Below are 19,450 nucleotides of genomic sequence, written 5' to 3'. Positions count from 1 at the left end.
ACTCGAAAAGAACTAAAAGCATCCTGATGGCTGAACTCGGAGTAAATTGAGCTTCCAATTAAACTGAATTAGAGACCTCAAAGACCTACCGCTTTCCGGCAAAATGTGATTCAATCCGATCACTTATTTTTCGGAAAATGGTGACATGCAGTCACCCTGGAAAGATTGCGGCTTTCGCCTGTTTTCGGGTCTCATGGGCATTCCGTTCGCTCTGATTGGAATTATTGAGACGATTTCCGAAAACGCGGCAAAAATCTGAAAAGACATAAGTTGGTTCGGCAATGCGATTGAAACAGACCACGCTGATAAGGCTTCTTGCGCTGATGGCCTATTTCGTCATTGCCAGCGGCGCGCAGAGCCTTTTCTCCGCTACGGCCGGACGCGATGCCGACCTTGTCGCGAACTTGGCCGAGGATGGCATCATTGGCTCAGGGAGCTATGGCATCACGGCCCTCGTCTATACCCTCGTCCCAGATGCCCTCCGCCCGTTTCCTGTCTATCTTCTGGGCTCTCTGTTCATTCTTTTCAGCACCCGTAACCTTCAGTCAAATGTTCATGCCCTCACCGTGGCCTTTCTGTGCCTTGCCCCGTCGATGTTGACGATCGCCACTTTCCAGAAGGACTTGCTTCTCGTTCCCTTCGTGGTTTTGGCCGCCTTCTCGATCGAGCGGCTCAAGCGCCCGCGCTTTGCCATACTCTCCGTGGTCATGATCTATCTTGTCTATGGAATGCAGTTTCGCAGTTATTACTTCCTGATCGCTTTCATTTTCATATTCATATACCTCGTCATCCGCCGTCCCCTGCCCTTCAAGATCGTATTATGCTTGGGATTGGCGACGGTGCTGCTGATAACGCCGGCTTCGGTCTTCCAGGAGCTTCAAGGGTCGCGTGACATCGTCAATCTTACCCGGCTGAACAATCCGAATGCCGTTGGTGTGCGGACCGCGTTTCTAAACCTGATGCCGATTGAAGGAACCTGGTCCTTTATCGCCAACTATTTCTATGCGGCCATAAAGCTCAATCTGGCTTTTCTGCTCAATCCGGGACCGCGCGAGCTGTTCCTTCAACTCAATATCATTGCCTATTTTTTCGCGATTATATGGGCGTTGCGCCGCGGCTCACAGCAGGCGCGTATCGCGTCCTATCTGATGATGGCCCACCTCCTCGTTCTTACGCTTTTCGAACCGGATCTCGGGTCTTATATCCGCCATCTTTCCTGCACATTGCCATACGCCACGATCCCGCTAATGGAATATTTCACGAGCCACAAATGGCGGTTCATCGTCAGGAGCCGGCGAACGAGAAAAGAGCTTACCTCCCGCCCGGCGCCGAGCTATCGCGAAACGCCAGACAGAGCTTGATTCAATTGGATCAGGATCGCTGTTTCGATGCGGCGGAAGCGTTCCGCCGAGAAGCTCTCTTCCAGAACGAAGATTACGGGATGCCTGCTATCTGATAAACAACAGTTCCTAAAGCGTAAGTCCGGTTAAACGTTCGAGGAGTTTCTTCAGCCCGGAGTTCTCAAGATGCGTGGAAAACAGCAGAGGAACAGGGTTCTTTTCGTAATTTTCGGGCCATTGCGCAAGACCGGGCAAATCCTCGAACAGACGATCATCGTCACGCCAGACGGCTTCGAGGCCGTAATCTTCGGCACGCGCGCGGTTCATCGGCTGATTGTTGCAGAGTATGCGCATGCCGAGAGCGCCATATTCCAGCAATTTCGTTGGGGTTTGATGGGTGTGCGGAAAATGGTTTGGAAAATATGAGAGTGCGACACCGCTGCGGTTCAGGAGCCGGAAGACTTCCTTCTGCTCTACCGGACCGGTGAAAGTCACATTCTTGGCAGCTGCGAATTCTTCCTGAATGCCATCTTGAACCCGACCGACCAAAAGAAGCGTCTTGTCTTTTCCAGCACTCTCGATGAACTGACGGATGATGCGCTCAATACCGCGCTCGCGGCTGATCACGCCAATATAGCAATAATCATAGTCTGGCGCGGTGCTCGGCGGCTGGCGGAAATCGATCACATAGTCGCTGACGGAAATATCGATGAGGATCGTTTCAACATCGTCATTGAACCTCATCACCTTTTCGATTTCGGGTTTGCTGACGCGCGCATCCGGCCTGGCGTTTAGAAAGCGCTTCGCCATATCCTTGACCCGGCGGAACCTTCCTATCGACATGGATCTGTAATCGTGGATCGTGAATTTACACGGCAGTTTTTCCCGATAAAGCCCCATCAGATGCCAGCATATACATTCGCCGATATCAGGCCGTCTGGCTGCAGATTCGAAGGTCTCGTCAAAGAAGTCGATCTTGTCCGAAAGGCGAGCCATGAGTGACTTGTTCATCGGATACATCGCTTCGCCGCCGTGAATGAAAATCAGTTTGGGCTTGTCCGTCATGATGAAATCAACCTTTGATCAATTTGTGGGCGGGTGGCGCTGCGCCTGAAAAAATAATAGCTGGAGTTGGCCGACCGTCATTGCCAGGCAACCCCTCAGTAAAAATTATGCGGTACGGCTTTCAAAAATCACTTAGGCGAGACGGTCCGCGGCAATCGCCGCGGCCATCAGACAAGGTCAGTTGGTGTAATATTTGTTTCCGACATCATAGCCATAGCTATACCCATACCCATAGCCATAACTTTTCTGGCCCTTCGGGTCGATCTGGTTCAGCACCGCCCCGCTCAAGCGGTTCTTGACATTGTCAAACATGCCCATCGCCTCTTCCACCTGATGCCTGGACGTTGAATCCCATTTCACCACGAAAAGTGTGGCGTCGCATTCCTGCGCGATAATGCGCGAATCCGGGACAATAAGAACCGGTGGCGTATCGATGATGATGATGTCGTAGCGCGCCCGTGTTTCTTCGATAAAGGCTTTGAACCGGTTGGAAGACAGAACGTCCGCAGCATTCGTGTTCGATTTCTCTCCGAAGAGAACATCGAGGCCGTTTTCCTCGCTTCTGACCACGACCTCGTCGAGTTCAGCCTGCCCGGTTAGAACAGACAACAGGCCGCGCTTCTGGTCGCCGCTGTTGAAATACTGACCGAGGACCCGCCGCCGCAAATCGCCCTCGATCATAAGAACCTTCTTACCCATACCGGCAAAATTGAGCGCGACCGAAGTCGAGATCATCGTCTTGCCCTCGCCCGGCAGGGAGGAGGTGACCATGATCACCTTGGGCGGCTGATCGATATTCGACAGGAGTACGGACGTGCGAAGATTGCGCACAGCCTCGGCCGCCGCGGATGTGGGCTTGTCCCTCAGATAGGCGAGTGTGTCCTGACGGAAGCGAACAGGAAGCAGAGGAACCTGGCCCATGACCGGCATGCCTGTGGTCTGCTCAATTTCTTCTGACGAGCGGAAGACACTACGCAGGTTTTCCCGCAGGAAGATCAGGCCGCCGCTGAAAAACAGCCCCATCAGAGCGGATGCCGCCATGATGATGGATTTGTTGGGCTTGTAGGGCGCCGTCTGCATCACCGCATAGGACAGGATTCGACTGTCGGGCTGCTGGATACCCTGCTGCGCAGACGTTTCCTTCATGCGGTTCAAAAAATACTCGTAGAGCAGCCGCGTTGCCTCTGCCTCCCGAGTCAGTTGCTGCAGTTCGATCAGCTCCTGGCTCCGGCTTTCAACCTGCTTTTCGATATCCGTCTGTGAATTCCGCAAGGCAGAAAGCTGGTTCTTCACGCGGGTCTCGGCCGTGCGCGCCTGTTCGATGAGCTGCGAAAAGCGCGCTTCGAACTCGGCTGCGTTGCTGGTATCCAAGGCAGCAACCCCGGCAAGATCGCTCAAACGGCTGTCGCTGGAGAGCGCGACCTTTTCTGCATAGCTGCTGGCATTCTCCATCAGGTTGACCAGTGAACCGAGATCTTGCGCGGTCTTGGTCATCTCGGCGATCCGATCCCGCACGGCCTTGAGCTGACGTTCCAACCCGGTCAACAGCTCGGCCGAAATCATCGGTTTGGCTGCCTTGAAATCCTTCACGCGAATTTCCGACTGCTCGAGCGCCACCTGTAATTCGCCAACCTGATCCGTTAGCCAGGCAATGGCCTCAACCGTGGCGTCGCGCTTTACGTCGATCTGGTTCTGGACATATTCCTGCGCAATCGTGTCGGCAATTAATGCGGCTTTCTTTCCACTCTCGGATTCGGCGGTGATGCTGTAAGCCGTGGTGTTTGCGACGACAGCAACCTCGATTTTCGACAGCAAGGACGAGACAACGCCATTGTAAATGAGCATTTCACGGTCTGCATCCGTGGTTTCGTCGCCAGAAGCGCTACCGGCCTGAGAAAGAAAGCTACGTATGGTCGCCTTAATCTTTTGGGGCAGCGTCTTCGGACGCAATGTTGCATTGAACTCCGGATCTTCTACAAGGTTTAGCTCATCGACGACCTTGCCGATAAGAACCCGCGACTTCAAGACTTCGATTTCAGTAAAGATAGCTGTCTTGTCGCTTGACAGTTCGGTAAGCACACTAGGAATGTCTACTACCCGTTCCTTTTGTGTGTTCAGCATCACAATAGCTGAAGAATTATAGAGCGGCGTAGCTATTCTATAAGCGTAGTAAGTTCCTATCGCGATCGTTATTAGCGTGATAATTAATATAGCCCATTTTCCCCGCCAGACAGTCAGTGCGATAGAAAGGATGTCGATCACCTCATCCTTATCCGAGTCCCGGTGAGTGTTATTTGTATTTTCTTTTCGATTCATCGTACTCGAAAGACCTTTTCTTTAAAATTCAATGAGCTAACAAGAAAACATAACATGAATTAGGCGTTAATAAAAAAAATATGTCTGAATTTAGTCGACCCCATATCCAGATCTTGCAACCCTGAGAACGCGCAAACTCTTTTCTCTAAAATTGCATTTTATTGTCGATGCCATATCTCCCAGGGTATTTCCAGCGGAAATTTTGAAGCGGCATCGGAAACCCTGACGGTATGCAAATTTTGAGCGAGTCGATTTAAGCTGCGTCAGCGGATTGCCGCTCTTGGACGAAACTGCATCCCCGACAGGGTCTGGACGCGGCTCGATCAACTGAACAAGAGCAGCCGCTTCTCGCTCTATTTTTTTCGAAAACTCAGCATCACTGTCGTCAACGGCCAATCTGGTAAAGCTAATCGAGCCCAAAACCGTAAGCGCCCATGTTCTGACAGCGGGCGCAAACGGGAGCAGGTCAAATTTGATCAACTCCGTCCACACCACATGGCCTCCTGGACGTCCGGACACGCAGGATGATGCGTGCCGATCACTACCTAAGAGCCCGATTTAAAAGTTGTTGAGTGATATCAGAAGGATGTGATTCAACCACCTCTGCCAAGAACGTGGAGGATCGCATGCCCTGGAATGATATCACCCGCCTGCAGCATAACCGGGATCGCCTTCGCTATCCAACCGATTTGACGGACCGTGAGTGGGCTGTAATTGCTCCACTGATACCGCTGGCCAAGCCCGGCGGGCGGCCACGGAAAACGAATATGAGGGAAGTGGTGAACGCGATCCTTTATATTGCGGGCAGCGGCAGTCAATGGCGGGCTCTGCCGAAGGACTTCCCTCCGGTCTCCACGGTGCGAGGCTATTTCTATGGCTGGCGCGACATCGGCCTTTGGCAGACCATCAATCATCTGCTCGTCTGCGCTACGCGCGAACTGGAGGGGCGCGAGGCCTCGCCCACAGCCGGTGTCATCGACAGCCAGAGTGTCAAGACCACCGAAAGCGGCGGGGTTTCGGGCTACGACGCCGGCAAGAAGATCAAGGGCCGCAAGCGCCACATCATCACCGATACGATCGGGCTGATGCTGTTCGTGCTTGTCCATGCTGCCGATATCCAGGACCGCGACGGTGCGCCCGATGTCCTGAAAGCCATCCGCTACCGTTTCCCCTGGTTGCGCCATGTCTTCGCAGATGGCGGCTATGCCGGGCAGAAGTTGCGAAAAGCGCTGCGCGGATGCGGCCAATGGAACCTTGAAATCATCAAGCGCTCCGACATAGCGAAAGGCTTTGAGGTTCTGCCCCGCCGATGGGTGGTGGAGCGCACCTTCGGCTGGTTCGGACGATGCCGTCGGTTGGCCAAAGATTGGGAAAAGTCCATCGCAAGCGCCACAGCATGGGTCAACATCGCCAGCATCAGGGTGATGACCAGACGCCTCGCACGATATTGTTTCCCATCATGAACTTTTGAATCCGGCTCTAAGACATTCCGAACTGCGGCGCTTCAAAGCACATCAGTCAGAGCCGAACAGGTCACGCGTGAAGATCTTGTCGGCCACATCACGGATTTCATCGGTGATGCGGTTGGCGACGATGATGTCGGCCTGCTGCTTGAAATCCTCGATGTCATTGACAACCGGTGAGCGGAAGAATTCCGGTTCGGTCACGACCGGCTCAAATACGATGACGCGAATACCCTTGGCCTTGATGCGTTTCATGATGCCTTGCACGGAGGAATCGCGGAAATTGTCCGAGCCAGCCTTCATCACCAAGCGATAGATGCCGACGGTTTCAGGCTTGCGGGCGATGATGCGTTCGGCGATAAAGTCCTTGCGCGTGGTGTTGGCGTCGACAATGGCGCGGATAAGGTTTTGCGGAACCTCGGAATAATTGGCCAGAAGCTGCCTGGTGTCTTTCGGGAGGCAGTAGCCGCCATAGCCGAAGGATGGATTGTTGTAGTGGCTGCCGATCCTGGGATCGAGCCCGATGCCGTGGACAATCTGCCGTGTATCCATGCCATGCGCCATCGCGTAGCTGTCGAGTTCATTGAAATAAGCAACGCGCATGGCGAGATAGGTATTCGCAAAAAGCTTGATTGCCTCTGCCTCGGACGGGTTGGTAAACAACACCGGGACATCCTTGGTGATTGCACCTTCAAGCAGAAGGTCGGCAAACACCTTGGCTCGATCGGACTGCTCCCCGACGATGATGCGCGAAGGATGAAGATTGTCGTAAAGCGCGCGCCCTTCGCGCAGGAACTCGGGCGAGAAGATGACCTGATCCGTTTCGAGTTCGCGCCGGATACGTTCGACAAAGCCGACCGGGATTGTCGATTTGACAACGATCGTCGCCTTCGGGTTGAGCGCCTTGACGGTGCTGACGACCGACTCGACCGAAGATGTGTCGAAGTAGTTCGTCTCCGTGTTGTAATTGGTCGGCGTGGCGATGATCACGAAGTCCGCATGCTTGAAGGCCGACGCGGCATCCGTCGTCGCGGTCAGCCTGAGCGGCCGATTGCTCAGGAAATCCTCGATCTCGGCGTCCATAATCGGACTCTTTTTCGCGTTGACCTGAAGGACCCGTTGCTCGTTCAGGTCAACAGCGGTGACATCATGGTTCTGAGAAAGCAGAACGGCATTGGATAGCCCGACATAGCCGAGGCCGGCGACAGCGATTTTCATGATTTTCTCTCAAAATAAATAGGTTCATATCGAGACGGATTGCCGATCGGAAATGTCAGACTTTCTTCCTGATGGCTCCTCGCCTGGCCCAAATTGGCCGCAGTTTCCGCGTTGCTATCTGATTTTTTTTACAAAAATTTTCTTCGGTAAGGCATAACACGCCTTCGACAGTGTTGTGGAATATGCTTGGCGATACGCTAAGCGATCTTGGTAGGCAAGATCAAGGTAGATCTGCGCCGAAAGACTGGCCGATGACGCTGAGAATCAGCTTGCTCGCGATTTCTGGTCGGCTGTTCTCAAAAAAGTATCAAAGTAGACTATTAAGTTACATGCCCGTCAAACGTGTATCGCGCCGAAACCAGTCTGCTGAACAGGCTCGGGCGTCAGATTTCCAGCCCCAGCCCTCCTTGGACAACTGGACATCCGAACCAATGAAACACGCGATCAAGGAGGCAACAATCAGGCGGGTTTCATGATGACAGCCACGTTCAGATGCGAAGATATATCGCCGACCTTGTCACGGCAGGAATTTTCACGCGACGGCCAAAGCCGGGATAGGCTTGATGCCCGATGAATACATATGCAGCGTCTGGACAAAGGATCGAGAAGAATTCAGATTAAGCTCAGGCTGCCAATTGCCGGGATCGAACGCCTGGTCCGAGAGTGCAAATGAGACTAAGATTTGAAGACCGAAATCAAGCATTCGGGCGAACGACGTGGTATCCCGATCTCATGAGTGCATAACTGCTATTATTTTTTAAACAAGATTAATTCAGTTCTTTTTTTTAATCAAAATTGCCCAAGGAATTACAAATTGAGAATTCTTCATTTCGCCGAAACTTTGTATGGTGGGTTGGCGAGCTATCTTAATGTCGTCATCCCCCTCCAGACGAAAAAATATGACGATGTCACCGTGTTTTGTCCTGCAGATCAGGCGCATCTGATCAAGGATGAAAAGGTCAATATCATCACATTTGATCACTATCAGCGCGGCGCCGCCGGCCTCTTGACGCTCTTCCGGCATTGGCGACGCATCACCGCGCGTGACCATTACGACATCATTCATCTGCACAGCTCTTTTGCCGGTTTGGTCGGCAGGATCATGCGCAGCGGTTCGGCCAAGATTGTTTACTGCCCGCATGGATGGGCGCATGCGATGACGGCCTCAACACTCAAGAAGTCCGTCTATCAGGTTACCGAACGCTATTTGGCCATGAATACGGACCTCATCATCAACATCTCAAAGAGCGAGGCCGCGCTAGCCAGGCAGGCATGGATCCCGGAAGATAAATGCAGACTGATTTACAACGGCATCGCTGACATGCCCTGGAGTCCCGTTCCGGAAAAGGAAAATTACAGGAAACTTTTGTTCGTCGGCCGCTTCGACCGTCAGAAAGGCATCGACACCTTATTGAAGGCAATGACGGGATTATCGCACGACGGTTTCAGCCTCGATGTTATCGGTGGCTCGGTTGTCGGCAGGACAGAGGAATTTGTATTTCCCAGCTACGTCACCAATCATGGCTGGCAAAGCGCGGAAGCTGTGAGCGCGGCCATGGCAGCATGCGACATTGTCGTAATGCCTTCGAGATGGGAGGGGTTCAGCATCGTTGCACTTGAGGCGATGCGCGCCGGAAGGCCCATTGCTGCAACCGCGGTGAGCAGCCTGCACGAAGCGATCGCTGACGGCAAGACGGGCGCCATCTGCAAGCCGGAATCGCCCGCGGCTCTGGAAGAAGCCATACGTCGGATTGCCAATGGCAATCCTCGGGAAATGGGTATTAGCGCGCGCCAGCGCTTCGAGACTCTATTTCAGGCGCAGACAATGTTTGACGCGCTCGATGCAGCTTATCACGACATAACAGCATCGAACCAAGGCGCAAAATAGACCCAGCCTGGAGCGTCTGGCGGAGAAGTGAAATCCGTTTTCCGTGAACTCGACGCGCCAGGGCAAGGGCTCCGGAACATCAGCCGATGTTGACTGATCGGTCGATACTCCGGGCTCAGGAGAAAAAGGGCGCAATCAAGCGCGGGAAAGACAAGCCGGCAAAGCTATTGCAGAAGGATCGCGACGCGCGCGGGACGGCAGGACAAAATGAAGCGCTTCAACAGAACCATCGGCATCAACAAGGCAAAGCTGAGGATACAAGTGGCAGAAACATCGAACACGCACACACCGAGATGACCGGGCGATCACCCCATTGCTCTTAAGTTCTGCAGCAAACAGTGCAAATCGAGACGCCCAGATGAGGGCAGTTTTGCTAAAAATCCCTTGTTTCACGGGCGTTCGATCATAGTCGAGTGTGCAGTACCGATTTCAATCCAGGGCTTTCTTGAGAAATTGCATAGAATGGTCTCGCAACGCACTCAGCTTCTCGTCAACAGCAGCATAGTCAACGGGTTGCGCCATTTTCTCGGCAATGGCCTCAATGCCGTCGCTATCCACGAGTCGATCCTGCAAGCCCAGTTGGGACAAGAGTGAAACAAAGCGGTCAGACCCGCGTTTTTTGTTCACGATAGCAATGAAGTCCTTTCTGAACAGAATGGAAAAGACCGTGCCATGGAAGGAATCCGTCAAAACCCAACGGGCATCCTTGAAGGCGCGTAGCCATTCGGGAACACCCACCAGCTTCTGCCTGCCTTCGAGAGCAAGTGAATGAACTGCGCAGTCCGGTCCAAGGCGCCGCGCCACCGAAGCGGCCAGGTCCGGGTGGTCGCTGTCAAAATCCAGAACATATGTCAACAATCCACCTTGGGGGCGCCCGGTTGGCGAAGGAGACATGACGGTGTCATAAAATGCTTCGTCCACGAGCATCGTAGGATCCAGCACAAGCTCTGCGTCGTCCCGGCCGAGATCATCCCGGCAAATCTCCACCCCCGTTTTTTCACGCACGGAGACGGCGGAAAAATCTGCCAAGAGCTTGGAAACCATTTCGGTTTCGTCATGATAGATCCACTCGCTGTTCCCGAAAGAGGCAGCATACGAAATCCGGCGCATATCCGGCCGATCTGCGAAACCAAGAAAGTAATCAGCAACTCCGTCGTCGGGGAGATATCTCAGACGCCAAACCTGATCACTGCCGACAATGACGGCGTCCAGGTTAAAATCAGCTACCGCCTGGCGCATGCCATCGCTGCTGTAGATGACGCCAGTGCGCATTTTGAAGCATTGCTCGATAAAGGCGGCATGCGTGCCACGAAGCTGGCGCTGTTTGATCCGCGCCATGAAGCGTTCAATTTTTCCCCGGACACCGCCATTTTCGCCCTTCACCTTCGCCGGATTTGTGCCCTTCAAAAATGCTGGCGGGATAATTTCGGCAGCCCACATCACAATCTGGTTTTTAAGCGGCCCCTTGTAATCCCGCTCCATAAGAACCGTCGTGTGCCCTGCATCTTCAAGATACTGGCGAAGGGCCGCAATTTGCAAAATCCCGCCGTAATTCGAATGCAAGGGCAGAGTGAGAAGTCCAATTTGTTTTTTCATAACGCCACCTGCGCTTTCGTATGAGTGCTTAATACAACTTGAACTGCAAAACTGTTTTCCGACCGTATTAACGCGGCCGCATTTCAATGAATTTCTTTTTTGCAAGACGCAGACTATCCCCGACCCATGCGCCGATCGGCGAAATATTGTGGGCGCTCCGAATGGTCTTCGCGTCGTGCAGGTAGCCCGATTTAACAAGCCTTGAGGCATCCTGAGCGGCAATGGATTTCGCCAGCTTGCAGAAAGCCGCAGCGTTCTCCGCTGGAACACGTTTGACGAGTTCGGACGCATGATAAGTAAGGGGTCGCGCCGTCGATCGGTTTTTGACCGCAAACCCCAGATCGGAGTCTTCGACATAATAATCTGTTCGAGCTTGCGGATCCCAAAAGATCGGTCCCGCAAACAGAATTTGCGCCCACAAATAGCTGTCCTCCCCCCAAAGGCAGCGGTTCTCTTCGTAGAACCCTCCATACTGTTCGAAAATCTCCTTTCGGACCAACACAGAGCTTGAATGCAGCGCGTTGAGATGGCTGCGCAACTGAGCCTCTGTGTTGCGTATTTCGGGAGGCGGGAGCTCTTGGGCAACCTGAGTGCGCATCAAGACCCTGTTGGGGCGATCCGCAGAATAAGCACCACTGTCATATCCAGTGACGTAAGCAATGGAATTTTCGTGAGCAATCAATGCCTTCACGCCGGTCTCGAGATAATCGGGTTTCCATGCGTCGTCAGCATCGAGAAAGGCGATGATCTGCCCCCGGGCGCGTTCGACGCCCGCGTTGCGCGCCCGTCCCGGGCCTGCATTTTTCTGCGGCACCAGTTCGATCCGGGGGTCGCAAATGCTTCGCATTACCTCGTCCGATCCATCCGAGCTGCCATCATCGATCACAATCAATTCCAGATCGGTGAAGGTCTGGGCAAGCACGGACTCTACGGCCCGCCGAATCGTCTTTTTCTTGTTATAAAGTGGGATAACGGCGGAGACAGTGGGAAGAACATTTTGCGGCATCGGGTCTCGTCCTTGGATGGCTTGCTCCACCGGAATTCTCTTCAGGACGGATCGCCCCGATTAAATCCTTCAATCATGTCGGTCTGGCGCGTGAGAATCCAGATCCGGAAGAGGCCTCCGGACCCGATCGTTCTGACGTGTTTCAGCGCACAAGCAGGCGTTTCGCGAGCTTGATGTTCTCCGCCCCGATCATGTCCTTGACGACGCGCTTCCGGCGCACGCTCGCGTCAAGCTCGATATTCCGGATGATCTGGAGCGCCTTGCTCTCGTCATCGGCATCAACGAACACCTCGACAAGCATTGGACGCTCCCGCTTCTCGGGGTTCAGCAGACCAGCCATGGCCTGCACGCTTTCGTCTTTGGTGGAGGCCGCGAAATAGTCCAGCCCGAGTGCCTCAGCGTAGCCCTTCACGAGCTTGGGCGACTTCCTGCCGAAATGCCGGTCGGCAGCGATGAATTCATCCCGACCATGCGCATAACGCGCACCGCGGTGCCCGTGCTGCGCAAATTCGATGCCCTTACCATTGTTGACCAGTAGGATACGGACATTCGGCCCCAGATGGCGGCTGCCGAGCGCATTCATGTCATAGAAGAAAGCGAGATCGCCGGTCACCAGGAAGAACAGCTGATCCGGATTTGCAAGCGATGCGCCGACAAGCGACGACATACAGCCGTCGATACCGAACCCGCCAACATTCGATGCGGAGGAGACGGAAGGGGGCAGATTGAAGAAATTCCATGCGCGAAGCGAGTTGAGGATCGCGAAATGAACCACTGACCCGGCCGGGACCTGTTGCGAGAACTGCGAGGCCAGCCAGATGTTGGAAAGCGGCAAATCGGGCAGCTTGGCCCGGATCGCGTCAATCTCGGTTCTGCAGCTGTCGTAATAGGTAGTCGCCTTGATATCTTTATCGGAATAGGCTTGAAAGAACCGCTCCTCAGTCATCTCGAAGACATGGCGCAGCTTTTGGAAGGTGTCGCGTATTTCGCCATCCGGGCTGACGCGCCAAACCTCCTTGCCGCTGATCGCATGGGTGAAGTAATCGCCGGACACTTCGCCGAGATGAATGTGGATGTCAGGCCGCAAGGGCTCTTTCTCCTTGCCTTCCTGCCCACCCAACAACGCGGCCATGACGCGATATTTCCCGTGATAGCCGCTGGTATGGTCGCAGAACACGACAGCATTGTTGGTCTCGCAGAAACGCTCCACGGCAGCCGTTTCCTCGGCCGTCCAGGTCTTGTGAGAGCCGACGAAAATGCCCACACGGCCCTTCAGCGGCGGCAGGGCGTCGCTTTCGGTCCAGCGATCGATGACACGGTACTCCGGGAGCTTGGTCAGTCGAAAATTCTCACTATAGACTGTCGGCAAGTTAATATGGACCGGCCCGCCACCGCGGCGTTTCAACTCGAGAATGGCCTTGTTGACCTTGATCTCGGCCTCCCAAACATCGTCTGCATCCTTGACGACAGGCAGATCGACGCTGAGCTTGACCACATCGTTTGGCATCTCGCTGCGGTCGATCACCTGCGCGACAAGATGCCCGATCCGCGCCTGTATCTGGGTCGAGGTCAGGGCCAGCACCGGCAGCTTCCGGTAAAACGCCTCGGTCAGCCCCGGCAGGTAGTTTCGGGATGCAGTCGCACCAGTGCAGCTGATGACGACAGGCTCACCCAACTGTGCCGCCAGGCCGCAAGCCATATAAGCGGCCGATCTTTCATCGACGGCAGAATAGACAGTAAAGAACGGATCGGTTTGCACGCTGCCGACGAAACAGATATTCGTCGCGCCTGGTGAGGCAATGACATGCCGGATGCCATGCGCCTTCAAAAGCTGGATTACGATCTGGGCCTGCTTTTCATCGGTGTAATATGTCATAGTTGCCTCATTCTCTTAATCGCGCCAGGCGATATGTGGCGATAGCCGAGATAATAGAGTTTGGTTTTCAGCCCATGTATTTCACCGAGACGGGCATGCGCTCCAGTGGCCCTGTCCCGCAGTGCTTCTCCGCGCCACTCCACTGTACCGAAACGGGCGTCCGGATCAAGTTGCGACCGCAACCGACCGGCCAAGGCTGGAAGCGGGTCCTGCAGCGTCGACATGTCGAAATTCGCGGCGATCTTCCGGGGATCGAAACGGCGGTTATAGACGCGGTCATAGATCACCTGGGGTACATTTTTGCACGTTTTGCAGAACGCTTCCAGCGATAGCAGGGAGATCTCGGGCCGCCTTCCCCGGACGGCTTCGGTCTCGTCCAGATAGAGCGACAACACCTCCCGCCAGGTCACCGCATGGCCGCCAGTGAGATTGTAGTCTTCGCCCAGAGCCTCGGCGTTGCCAATCACCCCCGCCATCATGCGGGCGACATCCCCCCCATCGGTCAGGGTCGTGACCTTGTCCATCAGGGCATCACAGAAAACAATGTTCCGGCCTTTAAGGGCACGATAAAGCCAGCCTTCCTTTTCCAGCGGTCCAAGTTGGAGACGGCCTTCACCGAAGGTGATGTAGGGGCGGATGATCGTCCAGTTTTTCTGGCCGGAATTGCGCAGGAGGTTTTCCTGCCGCGCCTTGGTCAAAGCGTATTCGTCGGTGGCGAGATAGTCCGTATCCGTGCTGACATCGAGCAGCCGCGGCGACCGCTCGGTCAGAGGGGCGGCACTGTCAGCGAACACGCGCGCCGTGCTGATGAGCACGTATTGATCGGTTGCGCCCAGAAGGCGTTCGAACCGCTGAGCGAAGGCTGCGGTGTCGTAGACCATGAAATCCACGATCGCGTCCCAGCGTTCAAGGGACAACACTTCGTCCAGAAAAGCATCGTCCCGCGCATTGCCCTGAATGAAGACAAGGCCACCAGCAGAGGTGCGCCCCCGGCGGCTGGTAACAGAGACCTCGTGGCCGCTTTTAAGCAGCACATCGACGAGCTGCCCGCCGATCGCACCGGTCGCGCCTAAAGCAAGTATCTTCATGATTTAGCCTTGTTCCTTCCAAACCGTTGCAGGACGAGGCGCCGCGCGGATGACCTCTCTTCCCTGGAAAGTCCCAGCACGCCGGCGCAGATCAAGGGCAGCAGCAGGGCTGCGCCGATCGTTACAAGCATTGTCGATTGAAACCCGGCCTCCATAGAGGTCGGGAAGAACTGCATCACGACCAGAATCGCTCCGGTCGAAGCTACCGCCACCATCGACACCGGCACGAAAACCAACCGGAAAAACCGTATGATGGGCATGCCGGTCAGGCGGGCCGTCAGCCACAGGCGCACAAAGAACATGATCGCGCTGACGGTAGCCGCGACAAGATATATAAAATAGGCCGGAAACCCTGCGCGCACCACGAGCCATGACAGGAACAGCACGCCCAGTTGCAAACTGCCAAGCAGAATCTCGTAAGTCCGCACCTGGCCAACAGCCCGCACGGCTGTCATGATCGGATAGCTGACGGTGATGATCGTCGCATCAATCAAGGCAAGTCGCATGAACAACACGGTTTCCTCGGGATACTCGCCAAGCCAGACCGTCAACACGATCGGGGCAAGCGCCATCAGCGGCAGCGTGACCGCCCAAGTCAGAAAAAAGGCAAGCTTCGACCCAAAAAAGATCAAGGAGAAGGTCTGCTCCTTGTCGCCTCCCGCATAGGACTTGATGATCGGCGGACCGAGTGCTGACGTGAAGTTGCGGGCAAAAACAAGTGTCTGGTTATAGATTGTGAAAGACAGTGCCCGCGCGGCGACGGTCGCAGGGCTGAAGGCCTGATTGATCAGAATCGTAATGGCGTAAGTCCGGCAAACGGTTGTGAATTGCCCGAAGAAAGTCCATCCGACGAAGTCAAACATCCCTCGCAATGTCTTGAAGTCGAAGTGGATCCGGCCGATGCGACATTCTTCATACCGTGTAGCGCAGTAGATCCATTGTCCAGCCAGGACCAGCACATTTCCAGCGACGAGAGCCGGTCCATATGTAATGAGCCCGTCGGTACCGAGCACCCCGATCAGAAGCGCGGCCGCGAGGCGGAGTACGGCATCCAGGATCGAAAACATGGCAAAGACGTGCATGTCCTCGTGGGCTATGATCACCCAGGAATGAAATCCGACTATAATCTTCACCACGAAGGAAAAAATGAGAAACTGATAGAGCACCTGCACCGCCCCGATCCGATCCGGAGCGACCACGAGTTCGTTCGAGACGAACCAGGCCCCCAGCGTTTCAAGAGCAAGGACAGTGATAACCACACAGGAAAAGTGAAGCACCAGCAGGGCATCGTGATATCGCTTCAGATCAAAAGCATCCCCCTTGCCGATGGCATAGGCAATATAACGCTGAGTGATCATTTCGAGCGATCCGATGATGAACATACTGAGCGAAACGACACTCAAAGTAACATTCAGCAGTGCAAAATCAGTGATACCAAGCTCGGAGATCAGAACCCTGATCGTGAAAAGACTTATCAGGGCCATAAAAATCTGACGCGCAAACATTGCTGCGGTATTTTTCGCAATTCGGCCGTTAATGACTAAATCCCCTAAAAGAAAATCGCCCCTGAAAAATGAACTGAACCGCGTCCGGCTGCCGTTTCCGCCTGAAGCCGATAATGTCTTCCGCGAACCGCGAACACGTTGCTTTCAGCCCTAATCCCGGACCAACGGATATTGGATTGTTCTGATTCTGGTCACGACAACGGGTTTGCTTCGCAACCTGAAATATACATGGCAATTAATTCTTTATAACTATTAGACGAGTGAAAACGATTCATTTTGTAATATCGGCTTGTATTCTCCGTCTTTTCGCAGACTTCCGCAAGGCATAATACCGCCTTCCTGACATGCACCCCGCGCAATGCCGCATTTCAACGCAGAGATTTCTCGATCATATGGAGCAGATTTATGCGGGAGATCCTTTTTACCGGGACGCAGATTATTGGGATGCAGCCAGGTCCCCTGATGACCGGCCTGTTTTTGGCGGGCGCTTCACTTTAGACGGTGGGCAGATCAAGAGCCACCCGGGCCCAAAAGAAAATCGTCTTCCGAACCAGCCGAGAGTGCTGCCTAGATCCATTGGCGAGCCAGGAACTCAAAGCTCATTTTCGGCCCGTCAAATCAGTTGGATAACGCAGACGATCCCGGTTATGATGATGGTCTGTGATATCATCACAAAACGTGCTTTCGTCCACCTACCAGACAGAAGCATTGGATCACAAACCTTTATTATCACTAGAGAAATTTTAAACAGGCACCTTAGAGAATTCGGCACAGGACGAATAAAAAGCATCCGGATGCATTTACCGCATGCGACTTCACATTTGAGTAAGCCGTCTGCTGAGCGGGATCGGACTGGCTAATTTAAGCTGGTGCTGTCCGCAAGCATAGAAATTTGGGCGGTCATGCACTAGCATTGAGCCCGGATAACCTGAATTAACCGGACAGGACAGGACAAGACTTGGCTGCGCGCGCCAAACTTTCCGGATATTGCCGAGCGCGCGCTTATACGTTTTTTTGATTTTTTTGAGCATCAAGGAAATTTAAAGTGAATATTTTGATGTACCCGGCGCGCGTTCACAGCCTCGATAATCCTTTTATTTCGATCCTCGCTGACGGGCTGAAGAAGAACGGCATTACGCCGCATCATTTCACCGCCAATTCCCTGGTGAAAAGGAAGATGCCGTTTCACGTCCACTGGCTGGAGGGCATTTTCTGGGGCAAGTTGTCGGCGCGCGTAACGCCAGCCGCCCAGTGGAAGGCATGGCGCATAGTGGAGCAGGCGCGCTATGCGCGGCAGAACGGACAACCGGTCGTCTGGACTGTGCACAATCTCCAGCCACATGAAAGCCCGAACCCGGCAAAGGCGAACGCAATTGCCTATCTGAGGAGGCATTTCCTGCCTCTGGTGACGGATCTGGTGATCATGGCGCCCTCGAGCGAGGATGCGATCCGCACAGCCTATCCGGAAGTGGACGGGGCGCGAGCGCATGTTGTCCCCCATCCGAATTATACCGGCTTTTTCTCGGTTTTCCGCCCCTTCACTGACGTACGCAGCGCGCTTGGTCTTGGCGATGCAACCCCGCTTCTTTGCTGCGTCGGCAAGATCAGGCCATATAAGGGGATCTCGGAGACCGTAGACCTGCTGAAACAGATGGACCGGCCCTTTCACCTGCTGATCGCCGGCGACGGAGACAATTCATATTGCGCCGAGATCTCCGAAAAAATCGCCGGAGACGACCGTTTTACCTTCCAAAAGCAAATGCTCTCCCACAAGGAAGTTGCCTCGATCTTTTCGAGCGCCGATCTGGCCATTTTCAATTTTCAGAGCATTTTGAATTCCGGTAGCGTCCTCGCCGCCCTCTCCCAGGATACGCCGGTCCTCTGCCCGAATGCGAACGCCCTGGTCGACCTGCGGGAAGCCGTTGGGTCAGACTGGGTCTACAGCTTTAATGGCCCCCTCACCATCGAGGCGGTGCGGCAGACCCTGGACGCATTGACGAGCAGGAACCAACAAGACCTTCGTTTCTCCTTCTACGACCCCGTCGAGGTCTCCAGTTCATACCGGACTATCTACGAGAGCCGCCCGACATAATCTGCTCCAGCATCTGCCACCTGTCTGATCCCATGCTTTGTCTGTGCCGTTTCCTCGCGCGCATGGAGAGAGGCGAACACCCACAGCCGTCCTGAAGACAGGGTCGAAAGAGCCGCCTTAAGCCGACCTGCACGGGAGAAGGAAGTAATCGTGATCGCATCCGGCGGCATAAAGTGCTGCCTCTTTTAGTGCGTTTCAGATTTTGACGGAAGCCGATCCATCAGATGCCGGAGCTGACAAAGAACGGATTTTCGAACCCTTCAGCCCTGAACTTTGACGTCTTGCCGTAGCGCAGTTCGGCGGGTTCGGGGCCGACGGTCATTGTCTTTCCGCCAGCAGCACGCAACACGGCGTCGCCCGCCGCCGTATCCCATTCCATCGTCCGGCCGAAGCGCGGGTAGATGTCCGCCTCACCTTCCGCAATAAGGCAGAATTTGAGCGATGAGCCGACCGCCGAAAAGTCGGCCGCGCCGATCTGTTCCAAAAAGGCGAGCGTTTCCGTGTTGTTGTGCAAACGGCTGGCCACCGCGACCGGCTTGTTTGTCTTTGCCCGGCAGGCAATCGCGGCGGCGGCGGTAACCTGATCGTCAATGATCGTCAGCTTCTCCGCTCCGCGTCCGCTCGTCCGGTAAGCCGCCCCCTTTGCTGGGGCATATACGATGCCGGAAACCGGCACGCCCTCTTCGATCAGCGCGATGTTGACGGTGAAGTCTTCGCGCCGGTTGATGAACTCCTTGGTGCCATCAAGCGGGTCCACAAGGAAAAACGGTTTCCCGGCAATATCGGGGATCCGCCCGGCGGCAACAGATTCCTCCGCGACGACAGGAATATCGGGAAAGGCCTTGCCGAGATAGTCGAGAATGATTGCCTCGGCCGCCTCATCAGCGGCGGTCACGGGCGAGGCATCCTCCTTGTAGGAAACATCGATACCGTTTTCATAAACGGTCATGATCGCCCGTCCGGCTTCAAGCGCGGCTTGAAGAAACACATCCTGCAT

At 54.5% G+C, this 19,450-nt stretch carries 13 protein-coding genes; 4 read left to right on the top strand and 9 right to left on the bottom strand.

Annotated features, from left to right (window positions below; all coding sequences use genetic code 11):
* Positions 1-287 precede the first annotated feature (287 nt).
* Positions 288-1,361 (top strand): hypothetical protein, encoded by a 1,074-nt coding sequence (locus AC0L7L_RS02505; protein WP_473511721.1) that lies wholly within the window; start codon positions 288-290, stop codon positions 1,359-1,361.
* Between the two features lie 108 nt (positions 1,362-1,469).
* On the opposite strand, the gene AC0L7L_RS02500 is transcribed toward AC0L7L_RS02505, so the two are convergent.
* On the bottom strand, positions 1,470-2,405 hold the full coding sequence (locus AC0L7L_RS02500) for a glycosyltransferase family protein (protein WP_272210101.1): 936 nt from the start codon (positions 2,403-2,405) through the stop codon (positions 1,470-1,472).
* Positions 2,406-2,582: 177 nt separating this feature from the next.
* Positions 2,583-4,721, bottom strand: a complete 2,139-nt coding sequence (locus tag AC0L7L_RS02495) for a GumC family protein (protein WP_473511718.1) — start codon at positions 4,719-4,721, stop codon at positions 2,583-2,585.
* 626 nt (positions 4,722-5,347) lie between these two features.
* Here AC0L7L_RS02495 and AC0L7L_RS02490 point away from each other — a divergent pair.
* Positions 5,348-6,184 carry an IS5 family transposase gene (locus AC0L7L_RS02490; protein ID WP_272210312.1) on the top strand — a complete coding sequence of 279 codons (837 nt, stop codon included), beginning with the start codon at positions 5,348-5,350 and terminating at the stop codon, positions 6,182-6,184.
* A 51-nt stretch (positions 6,185-6,235) separates the two neighbouring features.
* Here the strand turns inward: AC0L7L_RS02490 and AC0L7L_RS02485 are convergent, their stop codons facing one another.
* Positions 6,236-7,402, bottom strand: a complete 1,167-nt coding sequence (locus AC0L7L_RS02485) for a nucleotide sugar dehydrogenase (RefSeq protein ID WP_272210098.1) — start codon at positions 7,400-7,402, stop codon at positions 6,236-6,238.
* Between the two features lie 814 nt (positions 7,403-8,216).
* Here AC0L7L_RS02485 and AC0L7L_RS02480 point away from each other — a divergent pair.
* Positions 8,217-9,290 carry a glycosyltransferase gene (locus AC0L7L_RS02480; RefSeq protein WP_473511715.1) on the top strand — a complete coding sequence of 358 codons (1,074 nt, stop codon included), beginning with the start codon at positions 8,217-8,219 and terminating at the stop codon, positions 9,288-9,290.
* A 429-nt stretch (positions 9,291-9,719) separates the two neighbouring features.
* Here AC0L7L_RS02480 and AC0L7L_RS02475 read toward each other — a convergent pair whose 3' ends face one another.
* The 5 genes from AC0L7L_RS02475 to AC0L7L_RS02455 form a co-directional block, all read right to left on the bottom strand.
* Positions 9,720-10,886, bottom strand: a complete 1,167-nt coding sequence (locus AC0L7L_RS02475; RefSeq protein ID WP_473511713.1) for a polysaccharide pyruvyl transferase family protein — start codon at positions 10,884-10,886, stop codon at positions 9,720-9,722.
* A gap of 67 nt (positions 10,887-10,953) precedes the next feature.
* Positions 10,954-11,922: a glycosyltransferase family 2 protein gene (locus tag AC0L7L_RS02470; RefSeq protein ID WP_473511711.1), complete on the bottom strand. Its 969-nt coding sequence runs from the start codon at positions 11,920-11,922 to the stop codon at positions 10,954-10,956.
* Between the two features lie 112 nt (positions 11,923-12,034).
* Positions 12,035-13,768 (bottom strand): thiamine pyrophosphate-binding protein, encoded by a 1,734-nt coding sequence (locus AC0L7L_RS02465; protein ID WP_272210095.1) that lies wholly within the window; start codon positions 13,766-13,768, stop codon positions 12,035-12,037.
* On the bottom strand, positions 13,765-14,856 hold the full coding sequence (locus tag AC0L7L_RS02460; RefSeq protein WP_473511708.1) for an NAD-dependent epimerase/dehydratase family protein: 1,092 nt from the start codon (positions 14,854-14,856) through the stop codon (positions 13,765-13,767). The genes AC0L7L_RS02465 and AC0L7L_RS02460 overlap by 4 nt, the downstream gene beginning before the upstream one ends.
* Complete coding sequence (locus AC0L7L_RS02455; RefSeq protein ID WP_473511706.1) at positions 14,853-16,340, bottom strand: MATE family efflux transporter; 1,488 nt, start codon at positions 16,338-16,340, stop codon at positions 14,853-14,855. The genes AC0L7L_RS02460 and AC0L7L_RS02455 overlap by 4 nt, the downstream gene beginning before the upstream one ends.
* A gap of 1,066 nt (positions 16,341-17,406) precedes the next feature.
* Between AC0L7L_RS02455 and AC0L7L_RS02450 the strand changes: the two genes are divergently transcribed.
* Positions 17,407-18,453 (top strand): glycosyltransferase, encoded by a 1,047-nt coding sequence (locus AC0L7L_RS02450; protein ID WP_473511704.1) that lies wholly within the window; start codon positions 17,407-17,409, stop codon positions 18,451-18,453.
* 220 nt (positions 18,454-18,673) lie between these two features.
* Here the strand turns inward: AC0L7L_RS02450 and cysQ are convergent, their stop codons facing one another.
* A complete protein-coding gene (gene cysQ, locus AC0L7L_RS02445) occupies positions 18,674-19,450 on the bottom strand; it encodes a 3'(2'),5'-bisphosphate nucleotidase CysQ (RefSeq protein WP_473513741.1) in 777 nt (258 codons plus the stop codon).

It is taken from the genome of Martelella sp. K41-7 (assembly GCF_055808365.1).
The sequence above is the reverse complement of the archived record's forward strand: the minus strand, read 5'-3'. Positions and strand labels throughout refer to the sequence as shown.

Bases quoted from the DNA above. Each gene is read 5' to 3' on its own strand.
- cysQ (WP_473513741.1), bottom strand. From the start codon at position 19,450: ATGCAGGATGTGTTTCTTCAAGCCGCGCTTGAAGCCGGACGGGCGATC.
- AC0L7L_RS02460 (WP_473511708.1), bottom strand. From the start codon at position 14,856: ATGAAGATACTTGCTTTAGGCGCGACCGGTGCGATCGGCGGGCAGCTC.
- AC0L7L_RS02500 (WP_272210101.1), bottom strand. From the start codon at position 2,405: ATGACGGACAAGCCCAAACTGATTTTCATTCACGGCGGCGAAGCGATG.
- AC0L7L_RS02490 (WP_272210312.1), top strand. From the start codon at position 5,348: ATGCCCTGGAATGATATCACCCGCCTGCAGCATAACCGGGATCGCCTT.
- AC0L7L_RS02465 (WP_272210095.1), bottom strand. From the start codon at position 13,768: ATGACATATTACACCGATGAAAAGCAGGCCCAGATCGTAATCCAGCTT.
- AC0L7L_RS02485 (WP_272210098.1), bottom strand. From the start codon at position 7,402: ATGAAAATCGCTGTCGCCGGCCTCGGCTATGTCGGGCTATCCAATGCC.
- AC0L7L_RS02495 (WP_473511718.1), bottom strand. From the start codon at position 4,721: ATGAATCGAAAAGAAAATACAAATAACACTCACCGGGACTCGGATAAG.
- AC0L7L_RS02455 (WP_473511706.1), bottom strand. From the start codon at position 16,340: ATGGCCCTGATAAGTCTTTTCACGATCAGGGTTCTGATCTCCGAGCTT.
- AC0L7L_RS02475 (WP_473511713.1), bottom strand. From the start codon at position 10,886: ATGAAAAAACAAATTGGACTTCTCACTCTGCCCTTGCATTCGAATTAC.